Below are 20,702 nucleotides of genomic sequence, written 5' to 3'. Positions count from 1 at the left end.
AATATCAATCATTTAATTCTTTATAAGTATGAAAACAATTTTCATTTCAATTTTGGCACTTCTGTTATCAACCAACGTTGCTTACTCGCAGAAATACATGACCAAAAATGGTCATATCCGCTTCTTTTCATCAACACCAGTTGAGGATATTGAAGCCCACAACCGCCAGGTGAATGCTGCCCTTGATTTACAAACGGGTGATTTTGTTTTCAGGGTTCTTATCAAATCCTTTGAATTTGAAAAGGCGCTGATGCAGGAGCATTTTAACGAAAACTATTTGGAATCCCATAATTTTCCAAATGCTTCCTTCCAGGGAAAAGTTACCAATCTTGCTGATTTGGATTTTTCTAAAGATGGAACCTACGATGCCAATGTTGAGGGAAAACTGACTATTCATGGCGTAACCAAAGACATTGCCGAAAAAGGAACTTTCACTGTCAAGGGTGGTGTGATTCAGGGTTTTTCAAAATTCAACGTCAAAGTGGCCGATTACGAAATTAAAATTCCCGGCGCTGTTGTCAACAATATTGCCGAATCTATCGAAGTGACAGTGGATGTGAAGTTGGAAGCGATATAACAAAAGGTTTAAAACCATAAAAAACCACCAAGCTGGATACCCAATGGCTTGGTGGTTTTTTGTTTTTAAAAACCGGACAGTTGTGACCCCAGCGGGATTCGAACCCACATCGTCAGAACCGGAATCTGAAATTCTATCCATTGAACTATGGGGCCAAACTAAAAATCAACAGCAAAAGTATATTTTTTCGCGAAAGAGGCTGTTTTAACCTGAAAATCCGGAAATCATCAGATCCGAAATCAACCATTATCTTTGCCGAAAATTTTCACAGATGAATAATGATAAACCCGTAAGGGTGCGCTTTGCGCCAAGTCCTACCGGACCGCTGCACATCGGTGGTGTAAGAACTGCTTTATACAATTACCTCTTTGCCAAAAGGTATAACGGAACTTTTCTGCTCCGTATCGAAGACACCGACCAGCTGCGTTATGTACCGGGTGCAGAGGAGTACATCATCGAATCGCTGAAATGGTGCGGTATCCTTTATGATGAAGGGCCTGATAACGGAGGGAAATATGCACCCTACAGGCAGTCGGAACGCAAAGCACTGTATGCTCAATATGCCAATCAGTTGGTGGCCTCAGGCAACGCTTACTATGCTTTCGATACACCGGAAGAGTTGGATACAATGCGTGATCGTTTGAAGACTGAAAAATCTTCCAGTCAGCAATACGACGTGACCACACGCGATACAATGAAAAACTCGCTAACAATGGGTGAAGCTGAAATCCAACGGCGATTAGGTTCTGGAGAACCCTATGTAATCAGGATTAAGATACCGGCCCATGAGACCATTGTTGTTAACGACTTGATTCGTGGCAGGGTGGAAGTAAAGTCAGAAATGCTCGACGATAAGGTCTTGTTCAAATCCGATGGGATGCCCACGTATCACCTTGCCAATATCGTTGATGACCACCTGATGGAAATCAGCCATGTGATAAGAGGTGAAGAATGGCTGCCTTCAGCTCCTCTTCATATATTCCTTTACCGTTGTTTTGGATGGGAAGCACCACAGTTTGCACATCTTCCTTTACTTCTCAAGCCTGACGGCAACGGCAAATTGAGTAAACGGGACGGCGACAGGCTTGGATTCCCGGTCTTTCCACTGCAATGGAAAGACCCGTCAACCGGCGAATTTTCGAGTGGTTACAGAGAATCAGGGTATTTTCCGGATGCTTTCATTAATATGTTGGCCTTCCTTGGCTGGAACCCTGGTACAGAACAGGAAATATTTTCAATGGATGAACTGGCCAAAGAATTTTCACTGGAGCGTGTTGGAAAATCGGGTTCAAAATTCGATCCTGAAAAAGCCAAATGGTTTAATCATAAATATTTGGTGGGGAAAAGTGATGCTGAACTTGCCCGTCTTTATTTACCCAAACTTCGTGAAAAAGGGGTTGAAGCTAAGCCGGAATATGTGGAAAAAGTAGTAGGAATCATTAAAGAACGGGCAAATTTCATCTCAGATTTCTGGGAACAGTCTTCATTCTTTTTTCAGTCGCCGAAAAGTTACGATGAACAAGTAGTTAAAAAGCGTTGGAAAGCTGATTTACCTGCAATAATGATTGAGTTGAAAGACAGGATGATTGACATTGATGACTTCAAAGCGGATAAAATCAAAGAAATAATTCATCATTTTGTAGAGGAAAAATCGCTTGGGATGGGTATCGTTATGAATGCACTCAGGTTGCTTTTAGTGGGTGGCGGATTTGGCCCCGACCTGATGCTGATCGCCGAAATGATTGGAAAAGCGGAATTCGTCGATAGGATTGAGTCAGGAATCAAAAAAATTGGGTAAAAATATGGCACAAATTGCGCTTGAAAATATGGAGTTCTTTGCTTATCATGGTTGTTTCAGCGAAGAACAGATCATCGGAACACGTTTTATTGTTGACCTGTGGATAGAAACTGACACTACAGAGGCCGAGAATTTGGACAAGCTTTCGAAAACAATCAATTATCAGGAGGTTTTTCTTGTGGTAAAAGAACAAATGGCTGTAAAATCGAAACTGCTCGAGCATGTCGGAAGAAGAATTTTAAATGCGTTGAGAAATAGTTTTCCCGAAATCGTCTCTGCCAAAATCAAAGTATCAAAAATGAACCCCCCCCTTGGTGGTAAGATTGGCAGTGTGAGTCTCACGCTTACTGATTGAAACCATGAAATCGACAAATAAACCCAAAATTTCAATCTGCCCAAAATGCCAGGCACAATTTACCTGCAATCCAACCGGAAATTGTTGGTGTAGTAAACTATACATACCACCCAAAAACTTGGAATTCCTTAATAAAACTTACGCCGGTTGCCTTTGCCCAAAGTGCCTGGATGATTATAAAAAGAACGATTTGCTTCTCCTTTAATACCAAATAAAAAGTTAGAGGCATGAAATACCGAACTAACTGATTTTGTTTGATGCCCCCTGATTAAGAAAATATTTTATGCTGTTCCTGACAGAAAACGCTTAATGTTGATCCCAACTCCTCCTAAAGTATCGGGATAAAATCCGGGAGCAATGATTTTCAACGATTTATTGTGTTTAGTGCTGAAAGTCCCGACTTTTCTGGCTTGAAAATCCCGACCCTTTAGGGTTGATGGATAATGATGTTTGCCCCAATCGATATTACTTTTTTATTGATTTGTCTATTCTTTTACATAATTGGGGATTAACAACGAATGGAACCCTGTTAATGTCAAAAGCAAACAAATTTTGTATTGAATGCATGTATTTGAATTTAAGTATTTTAGAAAAATACTCATCTTAAAATCCAATTTTAAAAAATATTTTTTCCTCAAGTGTTGACTGATTATTCCTATTTTTACGAAAAAATTATTTAATGGATAAGCGATGGGTAATCAAAGAAAGAGGTGATCCGGAATTAGTACAGCAGCTCTCTCGTGAATTGAATATCAATACACTGCTCACAACTTTACTTGTGCAAAGGGGTGTAACTACATTCGAGGAAGCCAGATCTTTTTTCCGGCCAAAACTTCTGCAACTTCATGATCCTTTTCTGATGAAGGACATGGACAGGGCTGTTTACCGCATCGAAAATGCCATTCGTCATCACGAAAAGATACTTGTCTATGGCGATTATGATGTTGATGGAACAACGGCTGTAGCGCTGGTTTACACTTTTCTTAAATCCATTTACCGGGAGGTCGATTTTTACATTCCTGACCGCTACTCGGAGGGTTATGGCGTTTCAAAAGCAGGAATTGAATTTGCCCACGAAAACAATTTTACACTCATCATAGCATTGGATTGCGGTATTAAAGCAATTGACAACATAAATTATGCATCCAGCCTGGGAATAGATTTTATCGTTTGCGACCATCACCGACCGGGAGAAGAGTTGCCTGAAGCTTATGCCATTCTTGATCCAAAACAACCAGACTGCAATTACCCTTATGATGAGTTATCGGGATGTGGGCTTGGCTTTAAACTAGTCCAGGCTTTTTCCAAAAAAAATCATATGCCATTCAAGCGGCTGGAGAAATACCTCGACCTTGTGGTAGTTAGTATTGCCGCTGACATTGTACCAATCACAGGCGAAAACAGGATATTGGCCTACTACGGTCTGAAACTTTTAAACTCCAACCCCCGTCCTGCCTTCACAGCAATCTTGCACTACAGCAATATAAAGAAGAAAAACGAATTCCAATATGTTGAAGAAGAGTTTGCTTTTAACCGTAAACTTTCGATCAGCGACCTGGTATTTCTTATCGGTCCGCGCATAAATGCTGCAGGGCGCATGGAAAGCGGCAGAAACTCGGTGGAGTTGCTGATCAGCAATACCATCGAAACAGCCATTGAAAAAGCCGAGCAGATCAACCAATTTAATACCGAACGACGAAACCTTGACACACAAATTACCCAGCAGGCTTTGGAGGTGATCACTAAAGACGGCGAATTTGCCGAAAAAAGAGCCACGATTGTTTACAATCCTGATTGGCATAAAGGTGTTCTTGGAATTGTTGCATCACGTCTTACCGAACAATATTACCGTCCGACCATCATCCTTACAAAAGCAAACGGACTGATAACCGGCTCGGCACGCTCGGTAAAGGACTTTGATATTTACAATGCGATCGACCAGTGTTACAGCTTGCTTGAGCATTTCGGCGGACATAAATATGCTGCAGGACTCTCTATAAAACCTGAAAACTTTGATGCATTCAAAGAAAAGTTTGAAAGCATTGTGGCCAGCACTATTGAAGAGAGAATGAGAATTCCTGAGATCGAAATTGACGCGATGGTCAGGTTGAGCAGCATATCCACCAAATTTTACAAGGTGCTCAAGCAGTTTGCGCCGTTTGGCCCCGAAAACATGGCTCCAATCTTCATGACAGAAGGGGTTGTGGACACCGGCTTTGCCTGTGTTGTTGGCAAAAATCATCTTAAACTTAGTGTAATCCATCCCGATATCTCAGGATTTCCATTGGCTGCAATTGCCTTTCAGCAAGGCAATAAATTGCAGATCGTTCAAAGTGGTCAACCTTTTTCGATTTGTTATCACATCGAGGAAAACGAATGGAACGGTCATGTATCATTGCAACTGAATATCAAGGATATCAAACCGCTGGATGCCGATTGGGAGCGATACGACTAAGAATTAGTTGACCATGTATTGATTCATTACTGTCCTGACAATCAAAACAACTCCAAAGCCTATCAGTAATGCCCCTACAAGTTGATTAAGGTGACGGATATTTGCAGGGTTTAATAAACTTTTGATGGACTTGGCAACGTAAACTTTGAGCAGGTCGGTTAAAATGATGGTTGATAATGTCCCCGAAAAAAACATAGTTGCCTGACCGGTGTCTTCACCATAATTTGAAGTGACTCCAACAGTCAGCCCCATCCAGAAAATCCACACGAAAGGGTTGGTGATATTTAGAAAAAAACCTTTGAAAATATATTTAAAGCGATTTGACTCATTTTCGATAACAAGGTCACCGTTTTCGGAAGTTTTCATTTTTCGTGTCAACGCAACAATCCCATAACTAATTAATATCATCCCGCTGATAAATCCAAAAAGAAAGCGGTTGTTATCATCCGAGAGAATTTGGATGGCGCCCATAAAACAAAGGAAAACCAGCGTCAGGTCGCTCAGGAAAATTCCTGCTGCAAGCATAGCTCCTGATCTGAATCCACGATGAATACTTGTTTGTATCAGGCTGAACATTGCCGGTCCCAGCAAAACTGCCAAAGTTAAACCAACAATTGCACCTTCAAGGAACGGATTCATGTTTTTCTTTTCCTTTGATTAAACAATAATTGATTAATGGGGAAATTGATGAATATAGGCCTCCCACTCTTCAAGCAGCTTGGCTTTGATTACACGCGGGAACTTGTTTTGAGCCCCCTCTTTTCCATGATCTCGCATCCATTGATAAAATATCCTTGTTGGCAGCACCTCCACAATGACATCCTTGATGGCTTCGATGCGTTCTACGCGATAATCGTCATTGAGAGTTTTAAGATTATTGTCTATCATTTCCCTTGCAACATCTGCCTGCAGGTTATCATCTGTGCCCAGAAACCATTTATGAGCAAACATAGATCCATGTTTAATTCCTGCAACGGTAAACTCTTTCACCGTGATATTCATGGATTGGCACATCATTTCCACAGCACGATTCATATTTTCCTGTGAAAGGTGCTCCCCGCAAAGGCTCAGGTAATGTTTTGTGCGGCCTGTTATCCGGATTTCATTTAGTTTTTTCGAAGTAAATTTTATCGTATCCCCGATCAGGTACCGCCAGGCGCCTGCATTTGAGCTGATCAGCAAAGCATATTCTCTATCCTCTTCCACCTGGCTGAGCGTCAGCGCCTCGGGATTACTCTTTATGTTTCCTTCGTCATCGAAATTTGAATTATTGAAAGGAACAAACTCAAAGAAAAGACCGGTATCAAGCGACATTTGCATCGAATCAACCCCAGGTCGTTTTTGGTAAGCAATAAAGCCTTCGGAGGCAAGATATGTTTCCATGTAAATCAGCGGTTTACCCAATAAACGTTCGAAGCCTTTGTGATAAGGAGCAAACGAAACCCCGCCATGTACATAAATACTGAGGTTTGGCCAGATCTCATGGATATTTTTGAGGTTGTACTTTTCGATTATCTTTTCAAGCAAAATCTGAAGCCACGCCGGTACACCGACAATTACACCAATATCCCAGTCTTTAGCTCTCCTTACAATTTCTTCCAACTTTACTGTCCAGTCCCTCTCTTTTGAAATACGCCTGCCGGGTTTGTAAAAAAACTGGAACCAAAACGGAATATTCCCTGTAGTAATTCCTGAAAGGTCGCCTGCATAGTAGCTGCCATTAAATTGTAAATGGGTACTTCCCCCAAGCATCAAAATACCCTTCCCTTTTTCAAAAAACTCAGGAGGAAAATTATATTGAGCAAGTGAGAGTAATTGCCTTACACTGGTTCTTTTAATCGACTTCAGCACGTCATTGGTTACCGGGATATACTTACTGGAAGCTTCTGATGTTCCCGAACTAAGGGCAAAATACTTTACCTTGCCTGGCCAGGTCACGTAGGGTTCTCCATTGAGCGAACGATACCACCAATTTTTAAATATAGAATTATAATCATGAACCGGCACCTGCCGCTGGAAAGCTTCCACAACGTTATCAGAACGAATAATTTCAGAAAAATGGCAGGCCTCGCCAAAATGTGTAAACTCCGCTTTTCGGAGCAGCCTGTTAAGCACAGCCTGCTGAGCTTTCCAACCGTCAAATCCTTTCAGGTTTTCTTTGACACTCATGCTCCGAAGTTCGATGGCACGTTTGATTATCGATCCAATGATTGGCAATGTTGTCTGGTTTTAGTTATTTTATTCTGCAAACTTAAACAAAAACCTGAAATTTAACCCTTACAATATTTAAAAACTCATTACTTTAATTCACAATCTGGCACATTAATTGAAAACAACCCGGTACAAAATCCCAAATACAATGAATAAGTTCATCTTCATTTCCAGTTTGATACTTTTAGCAATTGTTCCATTCTCACTATTCAGTCAGGATCAAATCATCAAGCGCAATCTCGAAGTTATCAATTGCAAAATAAAAGAAATTGGCTCAAATGAAATTAAATATACAGTAAGTGATTACCCCTCTGATGTTTTCTTTGCTATCGAAAAAGATAAAGTAGTAAAGATAATTTTCGAGGATGGAAGGGAACTGACGATCAGTGATGCCATGTCCGATCCGAAAAACTATGAAGGCCAGAAGAAAAATGCCCTTAAGGTGGATTTCTTCTCTCCACTCACAGGTAATACTACTATCGCGTATGAGCGAAGCCTCAAGCCCGGTCGAAGCATCGAAGGCTCGCTTGGGTTGATTGGTCTGGGCACTGATCCTAACAACAATAACCCATCGGGTGCATTTGTTAAATTTGGCCTGAGATTCATTAAAAATCCGGATTTTTATCTTCAGGGTATGCGTTACGCACACATCCTTAAAGGCAGCTATTTTATGCCTGAAATATCAATATCATCTTACATGCGGGATTTTGAAGAGTATGATCCACGATACCCTCCTGGTTACCAATATTATACCGAAAGGAAAAGCGTGTTCTCCGGCGCTATCAATATGGTGTTTGGTAAGCAATGGGTGTATGACAATGCGTTGCTCATTGACTTTTATGCAGGAATAGGTTACGGCTTTGACAATACCGATGGGGGTTATCATTACGGGCACGTGGTTAGCTCAAATAATTTCCCGGTCAGTTTTTCTGCCGGTCTAAAATTTGGCTTTTTATTTCATTAATCAGTAATAAACACTGGTAAATTCAACACATTTATATTACTCTGCCCAATTATCAGGAAACAAAAAACTCAGCCCTAATTGCCTTACCTGAGTATTTTTATACATTTGACCCCAAATTTTATTTACCGTTATGGACATTCTTAAGACGGAAATTCAGGATTTACTGATCATCAAACCGCGAGTGTTTGAGGATGAAAGGGGTTATTTTTTTGAATCGTACAATAAACAGGTTTTTCTTGAAAACGGAATCAATGCCACATTTGTTCAGGACAATGAATCACGATCGATGAAACATGTTCTGCGTGGATTACATTTTCAGAAACCACCATTCAGCCAGGGAAAACTTGTACGTGTTATGCGTGGTTCGGTGCTTGATGTCGCGGTCGACCTCCGGAAAAAATCTCCGACTTATGGCAAATGGGCCTCTATCGTACTGAGTGATAAAAACAAATGGATGTACTGGATTCCAGAGGGTTTTGCACATGGTTTCCTCACACTCGAAGACAATACAGTTTTCTTTTATAAATGTACTAACGTTTATAATAGCAAGTCGGAGGGAAGTATCCGATGGGATGATCCAACATTAGCCATTGATTGGGGTAAAACTGATCAACTTGTCCTATCAGAAAAAGATAAACTGTCCCCGCTTTTTGAAAATTTTAATAGCCCTTTTTAGCTCAAATCACAAATAATTAAACAGGTTTTTCGTTTTTCGGGGACCTTAATACATCCCATTTTCAAATTCAATTCACCAAATGAATAAAACAATCTGGATACCTTTTGGCCTTCTGGCCTTTTTTCTTTTTAATGTATTTCTTTTTCAGGCGTTCAGCGAAAAGGAAACAACACCCGATGATGCTGCAAAACCATTTGCAAGAGAACAAATTCAACCGGTTTACAATGTCGAAATCCCTGAAACTATTGCTTTCTGCGGCGAAGTTGCTCCTTTAGATATGTTTTTAGTCCGGGAATATTTTGACCGCGAGTTGACCTCCAACACCTATTTTCATTCATCCACCATGATGCTGATTAAGCGCTCATATCGTTGGTTCCCAATCATAGAACCCATTTTGTCACAGCATAAAATCCCGAACGATTTTAAGTACCTGGCGTTAATTGAAAGTGGGTTGGAAAATCCTGTTTCTCCTGCCGGTGCAGCTGGAGTTTGGCAGTTCATGACAACAACAGCCCGTGAGTATGGTCTTGAGGTGAACGATGGGATTGATGAGCGCTATCACCTGGAAAAAGCTACTCATGCTGCATGCAATTATTTAAAAGACGCTTACGCAATTTATGGCAACTGGACGCTTGTAGCTGCTGCCTATAATACGGGTAATAATCGCATTTCAAAATCGCTATCAGAGCAACAGGTTGATAATTATTATGATCTTTTTCTGAACCAGGAAACAGCAAGATACATTTTCAGAATATTGGCCATAAAAACAATTTTCGAGAATCCCGAAAATTATGGGTTTTATATGGATAAAAAGGATCTTTTTCCGCCGATCCCCGTCAGAGTTGTGGAGGTGACCCAAACAATTCCCAGTCTTGTAGATTTTGCCCGGTCTCACCATGTGACATACAAAGTGCTCAAGTACTTCAACCCATGGTTGCGTCAGGAATCGCTACCCAACAGTTCAAAGCGGACCTATCAAATTAAAATCCCGCTCGAGGGTTATACGAATTACTCTAAACTTTGGGAATCGGAACAGTAAATGAATTGATTGTTAATTGGTACCGGCCAGATAGTCTCCCAAACCTTTAACCCTAAGTTGCTTTCTGAATTCATCAGGATTAAGTTTGCATTGGCAGGTCACCCGGTATTTCTCGCCGGGCATGAGATGAATGAAGTTTTTGTTGAAAATGGCATTTCCTTCAGTAAGGTAAAGATGCACGAAAGGCACAAATTCAGTTGCTTTCAGTTCAATCTCAAATTCATCCTCAAGTTGCACGACTTCGAATTTCAACTCTGGTTCAGGCAGCACTAACTGACCATAATTCCTGAAAAATTGGATGCTTTGATACGTATCATTGCCATCCGAAAAGGTGGCTTTCAGAAAACACTTTGTCGCTTCATTTCCGCCTAGGAGCGATTTCATGCTAAAAGAAACGACCTGCGAACTACTATTGGCAGCGATATTTATGCCCCTTTCATAGCTCCAGATCTTGCTACCGTGAAAGTCAAATACCATCAGCTGTAACTTCCCTTCAGTTGCTTCAAGCCGGTCAGAGACCAGGTAAATGGAACTGGTGTCATTATGCATCAGGATAGAAACAAGGATATCCTGATAGTTTTCTTTTACCTTATACTGCAACGCCTTCCGGTTTCCGTTCACGTCCGTTCCCGACCAACTGGTCACCGGCCAGCAGTCGTTCAACTGCCAATAGAGCGACCCCATACAATAAGGCATGGCACGGCGTTGCGCTTCGATGGCCATGCCAATTCCTTTGGCCTGCACAAGCTGACTAAAGTATATGTATTCATCCAAACTTTTTGGGTTAAGATGTTCACGCTCAAGATAAACATCAATCGTAGGATAACCTGTCGGGTGTTTTTGATGGCATTTCAGGGCATCAGAAAAAAGAAAATCATCCTCTTCTGCCTGAAACTGGCGGATTGTTGCTAATGCGGGCATGGCTTGAAATCCGAACTCACTCATAAAGCGCGGAATTTTATCAAGATATTTTTCAAATGGCTCTCTCCCCCACCAAACACCCCAATAATGTGCGCTTCCATGGGTCAAGCTTTCCGCACGACCCCAGCCGTGCATTGGGGAAGTGTGCAGGTAAAAACGTCCGGGATCATTGGCAGCAACGGTTTCCGGCAGCAACTTGTGAAAAATGTTTCGGTAACCCTGCCATATCGTAGCTGAATCATTTGAAAGTATGTTGTGTGTTTTTTGCCATTGCCAATTATGCCAGCCTTCGTCGGCTTCGTTGTTGCCGCACCACATGGCGAGGCTTGTGTGATTTCGCAGTCGCCTGATCTGCCGGACAGCTTCCTGTTTAACATTTTCGATGTAATCAGCATCTCCGGGATACATGGCGCAGGCAAACATAAAATCCTGCCAAACCAGGATGCCATTGCGGCTGCAGTGTTCGTAAAAAATATCCTTTTCATATATACCGCCTCCCCAGACACGCAGCATGTTCATATTGGATTCCACCGCCGTTTGAATAACTTTACGGTAATCGTCATCGCTGACTTCGGTAACAAAACTGTGCTGCGGGATATAATTGGCGCCCTTCATAAAAACAGGCACGCCATTGAGTTTCACATACAACGATTGACCATACTCATCATTTTCATTCACAACCTCGACCTTCCGGATACCATAAGCAATATGCCTTGACCAGGTAAAGCCTGAACCCGTTTTCAGTTCAAAATCCAATTCATACAGATGGGGTTCCCCTAATCCGTTAGTCCACCATAGAATTGGATCATGGATAGAAAAATCCAGGACATACTTCCGCAGATCAGGGCTTAAAAATATTTCTTTCCTGGCCAGTCGTTTTCCGGTTGTGGTTTTGGTTACAGTCAGAGTGGCCTTTTCGCTGATGGCTGAATTGACGAAAATTTCGGTATTGATCTCCGCCTTTTTCCGGGTGATTTCCCCTGTAAAAAGCTGAATTTCCACTGGACGATGATCGTTCCATGTTTCCAGGTAAACCGGTTTCCAGATTCCGGCGGTTACCAATTTTGGCCCCCAGTCCCAACCGAAATGGTAGGCTGCTTTGCGGGCAAACACCCATTTGCCGCCGGGCAAAGGATATCCGAGTGCAAGTGAATCCCTGATAAAGCGATTTTCGGCTGATTCAAAATTAATCTCGAGTAGATTTTCACCTTCAATTAAAAAACTTTTACAATCCACCTCCCATTTTCGAAACATATTATTTGCTGAGAGGATTTTTTGTCCATTTAAAAATACTTCAGCATAGGTGTCAAGGCCTTCAAAAATGAGAAGCATGTTTGGTCTCGAAATGAATTCGTTATCCATTTGAAAGGTTTTCCGGTAAGTCCAGTCCGTCTCTCCGATCCATTGCAATTCCTTTTCATTACAGCCATAAAAAGGATTGTTAATCAAGCCATTTTTTAGCAAATCCGTATGTATAGTACCGGGGATGATTGCCGGATACCAGGTTGGTTGATCTGGATTCAATTGATGAAATTCCCACCCATCATTTAAAAACACTTTTTCAATCAATGGTTTTTCTTCCGTTGAGCAGGAAATCAGAAAGACCAGAACAATGCAGATCAGATTTCTCATAAAAATGACTTTAGCCGTAGGGTTATTTTTTCAGCGATTTCATGGCTACCAGAAGGATGTAGAAAATACAAACGGCCGGCGCCACAAACCCCAGCATCACGCTGATATCCGCTACAGCACCTGTAATTGGAGGGATTACTGCCCCTCCAACAATGGCCATGACCATCAGTCCCGAGAGTTCGTTGGCACGCCCGGGCATAGTATCCACTGTGATTGAAAATATGAGCGGGAAGATATTGGCAAAGCCGAGGCCAACCATAAAAATTCCGGCAAAAGCAAAATACTGGCTCCCAAAAAACAACATCAACATCCCGAAAATCGAAAGCAATACACTGATGATCAAAAATTTTCCAGCTTTCATTGACCTGAGGATGATTGCCCCGGACAATCTTCCGATAAAAATTGGCAGGAAGAAAAGTGCCCACGCCAGCCATAAACCAAAATCACTGATGCCATAACCATTTGCCATCAAGATGGGAATTTGCGCACTCATCGATACCTCTGCACCGACGTAAAGGAATATGGCCGCTACCATTGACAACACAAAAGGGTTCCTCAACAACGACACACTCGACATAAAAGTCGCCGGAATGGCATCCAGAGATTTCATTTCTTTAATGTTGATGGTTCTGACCCAAACGAATGTGATGAGAAGGATGATGGCAAATAGTGGGAATAGTACTGTCCAGTCCAGCCCGAACCAAACAGCAACTGCCGGAGGAATTAAAAATCCCATGGACGAGCCGATGGCTTTGATGGATTGGCCAAGTGAAAGGTTACTGGAGTATTTTCCTTCATCCGAAACATCGCGCATGATAGGATTTCCGGCAACCTGGAGAGTTGTAGCTCCGGCGCCAAGCAGGAAGATGGAGGCAAAAAGGGCGTAAAGTTTTATATTGGAGCCGGTTTCAAGTTCAACTGCCGGTCCGTACATTCCAAAGGCAATGGGAATCAGCAATCCAAAGAGTGCGATAAGTAAACCCATCGAAAGCACAAACTTTTTTCCCCTGGTATCCTGAAAAACACCCAACGGAATCGAAAGCACACCAAACATAATGAATCCACTGGTGGTCATCAACGAAGCCACGAAATTGGAAACCTGGAAAGAATCCTTGACAAGTGAGACCAGAGGACCAACTACATCGCCAAAACCCATCGCCAGAAAAGCGAGAAAAATCGGGAACGTTTTGTTTTTTGACATAAATATTGATTAATTTGATTAAAAAAACACTGTCAGGTACTTCGTCCCCTGACAGGTTTCGAGAACAATCATTTTCCCAAACCTGAAAGAGTCTTTCAGACCTGTCAGGGTTTTGAGACTCTATCCTACAACCTCTTCAGCTTGATATTTTTGTACCACACATCGTCGCCGTGATCCTGCAAACCGATAAAACCTTCCTGAGCAACTTCAGCCCAGTCGGGATTATATTGCGGAAATTTACTTTTGGCCACCATGTCGTACCATTCGGGAGTCCAAAGGTGGTATTTCACGACCAGTTCACCGTTCAGCCAGTGTTCGACCAGCCCTTTGAAAACAAGGATTTTCACCTGGTTCCACTCACCTACCGGTTTTACTTTGTCCTGCGAAACGCCGATCATATCATACAGAGCTCCTGCGCTGTGCACACCCTCGCGACCATCGGGATGCGTGGTGTTGTCGAGCACCTGCATTTCGGGTGATGTTTGCCAGATGGTTTTGTCGGGCAATTCCTGAGCGAGGTAAAAGATACCGCTGTTTCCGCCAGGTGAAATCTTCCACTCGAGGGACAACTCAAAGTTTTGAAATTTCTCATCGTAAATGATGTCGCCACCTACCAAAGAGCCGGCTTCACCGCGACCTGAACCGATACACCGCAACATGCCATCGGCCACTTCCCAGCCATTAGGAAAAAAATCTTTGTTGTAACCACGCCATTTGCCGGGTTCATTACCGTCAAATAACAACATCCAGCCGTCGGCAATTTCGGCTTCGGTGAGTGCATTGTCCACAGCTACTTCTTCCGCAGCGGCTTGCTCATCTGTAGCTTTTGGTTGCTGGCCTCCACAGGCTGCAAAAGCAAAAGCAACAATCACTAAATAAATCAGATTCTTCATTTTGTTTTCCTTTTAAAATGATTAAGAAATAATGAGATAAGAAATTTCAATTCTAAATACTCCACCCCTGCCGGTAAGTATGTTTAATGTATTCATCGGCTGCCTGTTTGGCATTGATGGTTTCATGTTTTGTGTCGAAATGGGGATGCCCGTCAATGATCTCAAATTTGTCGCTCAGTACTACCCTGATCTCGTCCGAATTGTTGATGTTAGTGAATTGCATTTTTTCGCCGTCCCACAATAATTCGCGTTTAAGGTCCTGCAACCTTACAGCCACTACACCCATCACCACCATTTCGTTCATAGGGCCGGAATAGCTGAAGTTGGATGTTGCCTCCACCCTGCTTTCCGGGCTTTCCTTGCAGGCGCGTACCCAGTCCATCTCGTGACCGGCTTCAATTCTGCGCATTTCCGGTGCGGGGCGCTTGTAATCCTTGTCATAATCAAGCGGAAGGAGAAATGGATTTCGCCCGTAACAACCGGTCATAATCGTCCCTTTTGTGCCAATGAGCATGCATCCTCCGTTGGGGTCGCGGCCCATAAGTTCTCCATCGGGAAGTCCTTCGGGGCGGGGGGGGAGTAGTCCTCCATCCCACCAGTTTACCGTAACTTCGGGCATGTTGAGGTTTCTGAACTTTTCGCGGGAGGGGAAAACGTATTTCACCACCTCGGAAAGGGGTGGAGATTCGGTATTAAAAAGAGAGGAGCTTCCCTGCACTTTCGTTGGATATTTCAATTTAAGCGACATAAAAATCGGGTCCATGATGTGGCAGGCCATGTCGCCCAGGGCGCCAGTGCCAAAGTCCCACCAGCCGCGCCAGTTCCATGGCGTGTAAAGTGGATGGTAAGGGCGTTCCCGCGCCGGGCCGAGGAAAAGATCCCATTTCAGTGTGTCGGGTACCGTCATTACTTCTGTCGGACGTTCGAGCCCCTGAGGCCAGATAGGACGGTTAGTCCAGGCATGGGCTTCTTTCACTTCGCCGATGGCGCCATCCCAAACCCATTCGCAAACCTGCCGGATTCCTTCACCGGAATTGCCCTGGTTGCCCATTTGTGTTGCAACTTTATATTCCCTTGCAACTTCTGCCATTTGCCGCGATTCCCAAACTGAATGGGTCAATGGCTTTTCACAGTAAACATGCTTTCCGAGTTTCATGGCATTCAGGCTGATGATTGCATGGGTATGATCGGGTGTGCCCACCACCACTGCATCAATCGAATCTCCCAGCTCATCGAACAGTACCCGCCAGTCGTAAAACTTCTTTGCATCGGGAAATTCACCGAAAATTTTGGCCGCATATTTCCAGTCAACATCGCACAACGCCAAAATGTTTTCACTTTTACAAGCCCTGATCACACCGCCTCCGCGACCGCCAACCCCAATTCCTACGATATTCAGCTTGTCGCTTGGCATTTTATAACCAAGTCCCGAAATAACCTTGCTTGGCAAAATTATAAACCCGGCTGATGCCACGGCTGCGTTGCGAAGAAATGCCCGGCGATCGATTCCGCTTTTCAAGTTGTCAGTTTCTTCCATAGCTCTAATTTTTTGGTTAAAGTAAATGTGAATGAATGTATTGTAAACTTTGCTCTGCACAGTGGATCGGAGAGCCCTCGGAACAGTGTTCCTGCTCGTAAATCATCAATTCAAGACCAGCTTTGGCAGACGAATTCAGGATGTTCTTGAAATCAATCCTTCCGTTGCCAATGATGCAGCTGTCGCCGTCATTGTTCCGGTCCTTGATGTGCCAGGTTAGAAAACGCCCGGGATAGCGATGAATGAAATCCGGCAGGTTGTATCCTGCTTTTGCAAAAAAGTAGGTGTCGGGCTGGAAAAAAACCAAATCAGGATCTGTTTCCTTGAGAAGAATCTCGTAAAGAAGTACATCGTCAATCATCCGAAATTCAAAATCGTGGTTATGATATCCAAAGCGGAGGTTGTATTGTTTGCAGGTTTCACCGATCCGGTTCATCTCTTCAGCAAGGTTCTGAAAATCGGCAGCAGTTTTGTCTGGACGTCCTGCAAATGACGGTAATACAAGGTATTGCATGCCCACATCCACTGCTTTTTCGGAATAAAAATCTGCATTGTCGGCAGTAATTCCGGTGTGTGTGCTATAAATTTCCAGTTTCAGATCTGAGCAGATTTTCCTGAATTCCTTTGCTTCAACACCGTAAAATTTCCCATCAAAACCATACGGCTCAATCCCTGTAAAGCCCAGCCGGCTGATTTGCGCCAACACACCCTGCAAATCATCTTTCAGTATGTCGCGAAGGCTCCAAAGCTGGATGGCTATTTTCTTGTCACCGGGAACCAGGGCAGCAGAGGCATCTTTAAGTGCTAAAGGCAGGAAAGCTCCAGCTGAAAAAACCGGTAGGGATTTAAGAAATGTCCTTCGTGTGGTTAAAATTCCATTTTTCTTTTTCGATTCCATATTTTAAAGATTAAATGTCTATAATTCTTCTTTCTACATAGCTCCGGAATGCCGCTTCAATAATCTGAAGATTCAGCAGAGCATCTTCAGCAGTTACTTCTGGTGATTTTTGCCCGTTGATTGCCGCATAAACATCTTCATAAAAACCCATGTAAAATCCTGGCATTGTAGCATATTTTAACCGTAGCGATTTATCATTGGCCACAGAATTTAAAATGCCGTAGTTCTTTGCCAGGTCAACACCAAAGTTCTTGCTTCCCGGCATTTTACCTGCTTTCAAAGCGGCTTCCTGGGTGTCGAGACCATATTTATTGAAAGAACCCAGCGTTCCATGAACCTGGAAACGCGGGCCGGTTTCTTTTACAAAAACACTGGCGCGGAGGGTCGCTGTAAGTTTTGGGTAAATGAGTTTCAAATCGAAGCTGTCGTTCACTTTACTCCCTTCACGCTGGTTGTGCAAAAGACACCAAACCGATTGCGGTTTTCCGAAGAGGGCTATCGCCTGGTCAATCAGATGTGGACCAAGGTCGAACAAAGTTCCTCCACCGTCCGGATTGTTGTAGCGCCATTCAGCCCTCAGCACTTCCGGACTGTAGCGATCGAAATGGGATTCAAAATCGAGCACCTCTCCCAAATAACCTTCCTTTATCAAATGCCGGATCGTCATTAAATCGCCATCCCAGCGGCGGTTGTGGTAGGGAAAAACCATTTTACCATATTTTTCGGAGGTTGCGATGATTTGTTCAATTTCACCGCTGGTCATAGCTACCGGCTTTTCGATTACGACATGCTTGCCCCGCTCAAGCGCCATACATGCCTGTTCGGTGTGCAGATGATGCGGGGTACAAATCACGACAAGCCCGATGGCCGGATTTTCGATAATTGATTTGAAATTCCTTACGATTTTTACATCGGGATAATTTTTCTTTGCTTCATCACCCGAAGTCACGATGGAATGCAGTTGGAATTTTGAATTCGTGTTTACAAATGGGGCGTGAAAGACCCTGCCCGACAGTCCGAAACCGGCAATTGCCGTTTTGATCCTTCGCCGGGTACTGTTTGTTTTGTTCATTTCTTTGTTCTTTTAAAAAGCTAAACGATCTTTTCGTTCACGGCATCCCAATAGGTGCGGCGGCCTTCGAGGTAGGAAATTGTCCCCATGTGGGCAGTGATGGCTTCTTCGAACCCCTGGTCAATGTCGCAGCTTGGCTGTGCACCATTGTTGAGCCGGATGCAATTGAGCCACTCGCGCAGATGCAGGTGCGACGTGTCGAAAGTTTTCCCGTCGCGATAAGTATAAAGCAGTCCGCGACCGGCAAAGTATTTTTCAGTCGGGGTGGTGATGGCATCTACCTTATCCTGGCCGGGAACATAGGAAAAGATCGGTTTGTGTGGTTCGATGATCCCTTGCTCAATTTTCTCCTTGTACCGGGTGGATTTTGGATCGGCCACAACCAGCAGGGTTTCATCCAGTTCGATGTTGGCGTCGTGCCCCATGATCACTTTTCCCCGATTTCGTTCACTGGCAAGTGTTGCGCTGTAGAGCAGGGTCAGGTCGCGGTCGGGATATTCAAAGGCCATATTCAGCACATCAGGGACGGTGCGGCCATCCTTGTAAAAATAAATCCCACCTGAAGCCATTGCTGAATGAGGAATTCCAAGATCGAGGATTTGATTGAGTGCATCATACTCGTGGGTAAAGAGATCGCCGCTTAAGCCCGTGCTGTAGTCCCACCAGCAGCGCCACCTGAAAAACCTTTCGAGGCTGAAATCATGCCAGGGCGCCGGCCCGATGAATTGCTTCCAGTCAATGGTTTTCTCACTGGCTTCCGGGTCAATGTCATAAACCCAGGCGCCATTGGGATCATTGCGGTTGGTACACACCTCAATAAGCGAAATTTTTCCTATCACCTCTTTTTTTATCAGCGACTTTGCTATTTGATAGCTTTCTGTCTGCCTGCCCTGGTGCCCCAACTGAAACACAATTCCAGCGTCTTTCACAGCCCGGCGGATTTCGAAAGTTTCCGGCACTGTCCATGACAGTGGTTTTTCGCAGTAAACATGTTTTCCGTATTTCACCGCTTCCAGTGCCACCGGTACGTGCAGGTGGTCGGGAGTGGCAATAATGACCGCATCCACATCGGGCGCAGCCACCAGTTCCTGGTAGGTAAGATAACGTTTGGGAACTTCTGCCATTTGTCCGCCGGTTCCGTTGCGATAAAGATTGGCGGCGGTTTCAGCGCCTCTGCGTGCATTTTTTTCAAATACATCACAAATGGCCGTAATCTTTACATTGAGGTCGTCCTGCGCATTAAATTCTTCGAGATACTCTTTCCAGTACTTGTCATTTCCCGCCCACTCTTTGAACTGGTCAATCCGGTCAGGATGCAGGAAACCCATTGCTTTCATAAGATAGCGACCACGTCCGCCGCAGCCTACAATGCCGATTCTGATGGTTTCTCCCTGGACAATCGGAGGAACTCCTTTAGGGATAATTGAGTCAATATCATCCAGCAGTTGAACGTTTTTCCTTTTCCGCTCGGTAAAATGTTTTACCAGGCCATAGCCAAGAAATCCAAAAACCGGTATTGAGGCCAGCCCTGCCAGTACATCGCGACGGCTGAATTTCCCTCCATTTTGAGTCATATTTTCTGATTCCATCTTAGTTCTTTTTCCGGGGTTTGCAGATCAGTCTTTCGAGTCCGATAATGTGTGCGGTGGGGAACGCAAAAATGACCAGCATTGCTGCCAGTTCGATCAGGGTTTTGTTGATGACAAAATAGCTTCCGTCAGATGGAAATAAATATTCGATCCCGGGCCATGCAGGATGCGACAGGTAATATAGCCCGAGGAGAATCATTCCGGCCAGGGCAGCCGGGCGAACCTTGAATCCCAGCAACAGAAAGAACCCGACGAGCGAGAGCACCCAGGCATTCACAACATCATTGATTGAAAGTAGGGTCGGATTTTGAGCAATCCATTCGAAGAAGGGTTTTGCAAAACCGCCCGAATCGAGCAGGTAAGCTTTTGAAGTCCACGAAGGTGTGAGCACCTTCACCATCCCTTCGTAAAAAAAGTGCCAGCCTATCGCCAGCCTGAGCAGCACAAGTGCAGTGAGTTTCCCATTAGAGTAGTCCATCGCCCGGTAATTTTTAGCCGGACAAATGTATTGGTTTTTTTGATATGAAAAGCGACTACATCAAATGAGTAGTAAAACTAAATCTGTTTTTATTAACGTGGAAAACATTTTTGACACAATCCGGAAATCAATTTCATCATGGCGATCTCACACGATTTCCCACGGCTTGATGTGTTTAATCCCGCGGTAATCAGAAAAATCCATTTCATCAAGCGATACCACAAACTTTTCGTAATTGTCGTTGATAGCCAATAAATTCCCAAATTCCCTTTCGATGGTTGCGGGGTCTTGTAAAAGATAGGCCACCTGGTAATAAACCGTTTTATCGGCCTTTTGCGCCACAAAATCAACTTCATTGCCATTCATCACCCCAACAGAAACTTTGTATCCCAATCGCCTAAGCTGA

The 20,702-nt window shown here is 43.7% G+C and carries 19 protein-coding genes and 1 tRNA gene; 8 read left to right on the top strand and 12 right to left on the bottom strand.

Annotated features, from left to right (window positions below; genetic code table 11):
- Positions 1 to 28: 28 nt before the first annotated feature.
- Positions 29 to 577 carry a YceI family protein gene (locus IH598_06125; protein MBE0638074.1) on the top strand — a complete coding sequence of 183 codons (549 nt, stop codon included), beginning with the start codon at positions 29 to 31 and terminating at the stop codon, positions 575 to 577.
- 83 nt (positions 578 to 660) lie between these two features.
- Here the strand turns inward: IH598_06125 and IH598_06120 are convergent.
- Positions 661 to 732: transfer RNA gene (locus IH598_06120), tRNA-Arg, on the bottom strand.
- Positions 733 to 848: 116 nt separating this feature from the next.
- Between IH598_06120 and IH598_06115 the strand changes: the two genes are divergently transcribed.
- The 4 genes from IH598_06115 to recJ all read left to right on the top strand — a co-directional run bounded on the left by IH598_06115 (position 849) and on the right by recJ (position 5,185).
- Complete coding sequence (locus IH598_06115) at positions 849 to 2,375, top strand: glutamate--tRNA ligase (protein MBE0638073.1); 1,527 nt, start codon at positions 849 to 851, stop codon at positions 2,373 to 2,375.
- 4 nt (positions 2,376 to 2,379) lie between these two features.
- A complete protein-coding gene (gene folB / locus IH598_06110; GenBank protein ID MBE0638072.1) occupies positions 2,380 to 2,730 on the top strand; it encodes a dihydroneopterin aldolase in 351 nt (116 codons plus the stop codon).
- A 4-nt stretch (positions 2,731 to 2,734) separates the two neighbouring features.
- The gene (locus tag IH598_06105) at positions 2,735 to 2,935 is read left to right on the top strand and encodes a cysteine-rich CWC family protein (GenBank protein MBE0638071.1); all 201 of its coding nucleotides are present in this window, start codon (positions 2,735 to 2,737) and stop codon (positions 2,933 to 2,935) included.
- A gap of 474 nt (positions 2,936 to 3,409) precedes the next feature.
- Complete coding sequence (gene recJ, locus IH598_06100; GenBank protein ID MBE0638070.1) at positions 3,410 to 5,185, top strand: single-stranded-DNA-specific exonuclease RecJ; 1,776 nt, start codon at positions 3,410 to 3,412, stop codon at positions 5,183 to 5,185.
- A gap of 3 nt (positions 5,186 to 5,188) precedes the next feature.
- Here the strand turns inward: recJ and IH598_06095 are convergent, their stop codons facing one another.
- Positions 5,189 to 5,824 carry a LysE family transporter gene (locus IH598_06095; protein MBE0638069.1) on the bottom strand — a complete coding sequence of 212 codons (636 nt, stop codon included), beginning with the start codon at positions 5,822 to 5,824 and terminating at the stop codon, positions 5,189 to 5,191.
- A gap of 33 nt (positions 5,825 to 5,857) precedes the next feature.
- A complete protein-coding gene (locus tag IH598_06090) occupies positions 5,858 to 7,402 on the bottom strand; it encodes a GH3 auxin-responsive promoter family protein (protein MBE0638068.1) in 1,545 nt (514 codons plus the stop codon).
- A 142-nt stretch (positions 7,403 to 7,544) separates the two neighbouring features.
- Between IH598_06090 and IH598_06085 the strand changes: the two genes are divergently transcribed.
- The 3 genes from IH598_06085 (at position 7,545) to IH598_06075 (ending at position 10,075) form a co-directional block, all read left to right on the top strand.
- On the top strand, positions 7,545 to 8,360 hold the full coding sequence (locus tag IH598_06085; protein MBE0638067.1) for a hypothetical protein: 816 nt from the start codon (positions 7,545 to 7,547) through the stop codon (positions 8,358 to 8,360).
- A gap of 130 nt (positions 8,361 to 8,490) precedes the next feature.
- Positions 8,491 to 9,036, top strand: coding sequence for a dTDP-4-dehydrorhamnose 3,5-epimerase (gene rfbC / locus IH598_06080; protein MBE0638066.1), 546 nt, complete (start codon positions 8,491 to 8,493; stop codon positions 9,034 to 9,036).
- A 79-nt stretch (positions 9,037 to 9,115) separates the two neighbouring features.
- Positions 9,116 to 10,075 (top strand): lytic transglycosylase domain-containing protein, encoded by a 960-nt coding sequence (locus tag IH598_06075; GenBank protein ID MBE0638065.1) that lies wholly within the window; start codon positions 9,116 to 9,118, stop codon positions 10,073 to 10,075.
- Positions 10,076 to 10,087: 12 nt separating this feature from the next.
- Here IH598_06075 and IH598_06070 read toward each other — a convergent pair whose 3' ends face one another.
- The 9 genes from IH598_06070 to IH598_06030 form a co-directional block, all read right to left on the bottom strand.
- Positions 10,088 to 12,628, bottom strand: coding sequence for a glycoside hydrolase family 2 protein (locus IH598_06070; GenBank protein ID MBE0638064.1), 2,541 nt, complete (start codon positions 12,626 to 12,628; stop codon positions 10,088 to 10,090).
- Positions 12,629 to 12,650: 22 nt separating this feature from the next.
- Complete coding sequence (locus tag IH598_06065) at positions 12,651 to 13,829, bottom strand: MFS transporter (GenBank protein ID MBE0638063.1); 1,179 nt, start codon at positions 13,827 to 13,829, stop codon at positions 12,651 to 12,653.
- Between the two features lie 125 nt (positions 13,830 to 13,954).
- On the bottom strand, positions 13,955 to 14,722 hold the full coding sequence (locus IH598_06060) for a DUF1080 domain-containing protein (GenBank protein ID MBE0638062.1): 768 nt from the start codon (positions 14,720 to 14,722) through the stop codon (positions 13,955 to 13,957).
- A gap of 52 nt (positions 14,723 to 14,774) precedes the next feature.
- Complete coding sequence (locus tag IH598_06055) at positions 14,775 to 16,259, bottom strand: Gfo/Idh/MocA family oxidoreductase (GenBank protein ID MBE0638061.1); 1,485 nt, start codon at positions 16,257 to 16,259, stop codon at positions 14,775 to 14,777.
- 16 nt (positions 16,260 to 16,275) lie between these two features.
- The gene (locus IH598_06050; protein MBE0638060.1) at positions 16,276 to 17,157 is read right to left on the bottom strand and encodes a sugar phosphate isomerase/epimerase; all 882 of its coding nucleotides are present in this window, start codon (positions 17,155 to 17,157) and stop codon (positions 16,276 to 16,278) included.
- Positions 17,158 to 17,167: 10 nt separating this feature from the next.
- Positions 17,168 to 18,229, bottom strand: coding sequence for a Gfo/Idh/MocA family oxidoreductase (locus IH598_06045; GenBank protein ID MBE0638059.1), 1,062 nt, complete (start codon positions 18,227 to 18,229; stop codon positions 17,168 to 17,170).
- 20 nt (positions 18,230 to 18,249) lie between these two features.
- Positions 18,250 to 19,818, bottom strand: a complete 1,569-nt coding sequence (locus tag IH598_06040) for a Gfo/Idh/MocA family oxidoreductase (protein MBE0638058.1) — start codon at positions 19,816 to 19,818, stop codon at positions 18,250 to 18,252.
- A 1-nt stretch (position 19,819) separates the two neighbouring features.
- Positions 19,820 to 20,296, bottom strand: a complete 477-nt coding sequence (locus tag IH598_06035; protein ID MBE0638057.1) for a DoxX family membrane protein — start codon at positions 20,294 to 20,296, stop codon at positions 19,820 to 19,822.
- Positions 20,297 to 20,443: 147 nt separating this feature from the next.
- A partial coding sequence (locus IH598_06030; GenBank protein ID MBE0638056.1) for an ATP-binding protein occupies positions 20,444 to 20,702 on the bottom strand: 259 nt, incomplete at its 5' end.

Source organism: Bacteroidales bacterium, from assembly GCA_014860585.1.
In the GTDB taxonomy this organism is placed as follows: domain Bacteria; phylum Bacteroidota; class Bacteroidia; order Bacteroidales; family 4484-276; genus RZYY01.
The sequence above is the reverse complement of the archived record's forward strand: the minus strand, read 5'-3'. Positions and strand labels throughout refer to the sequence as shown.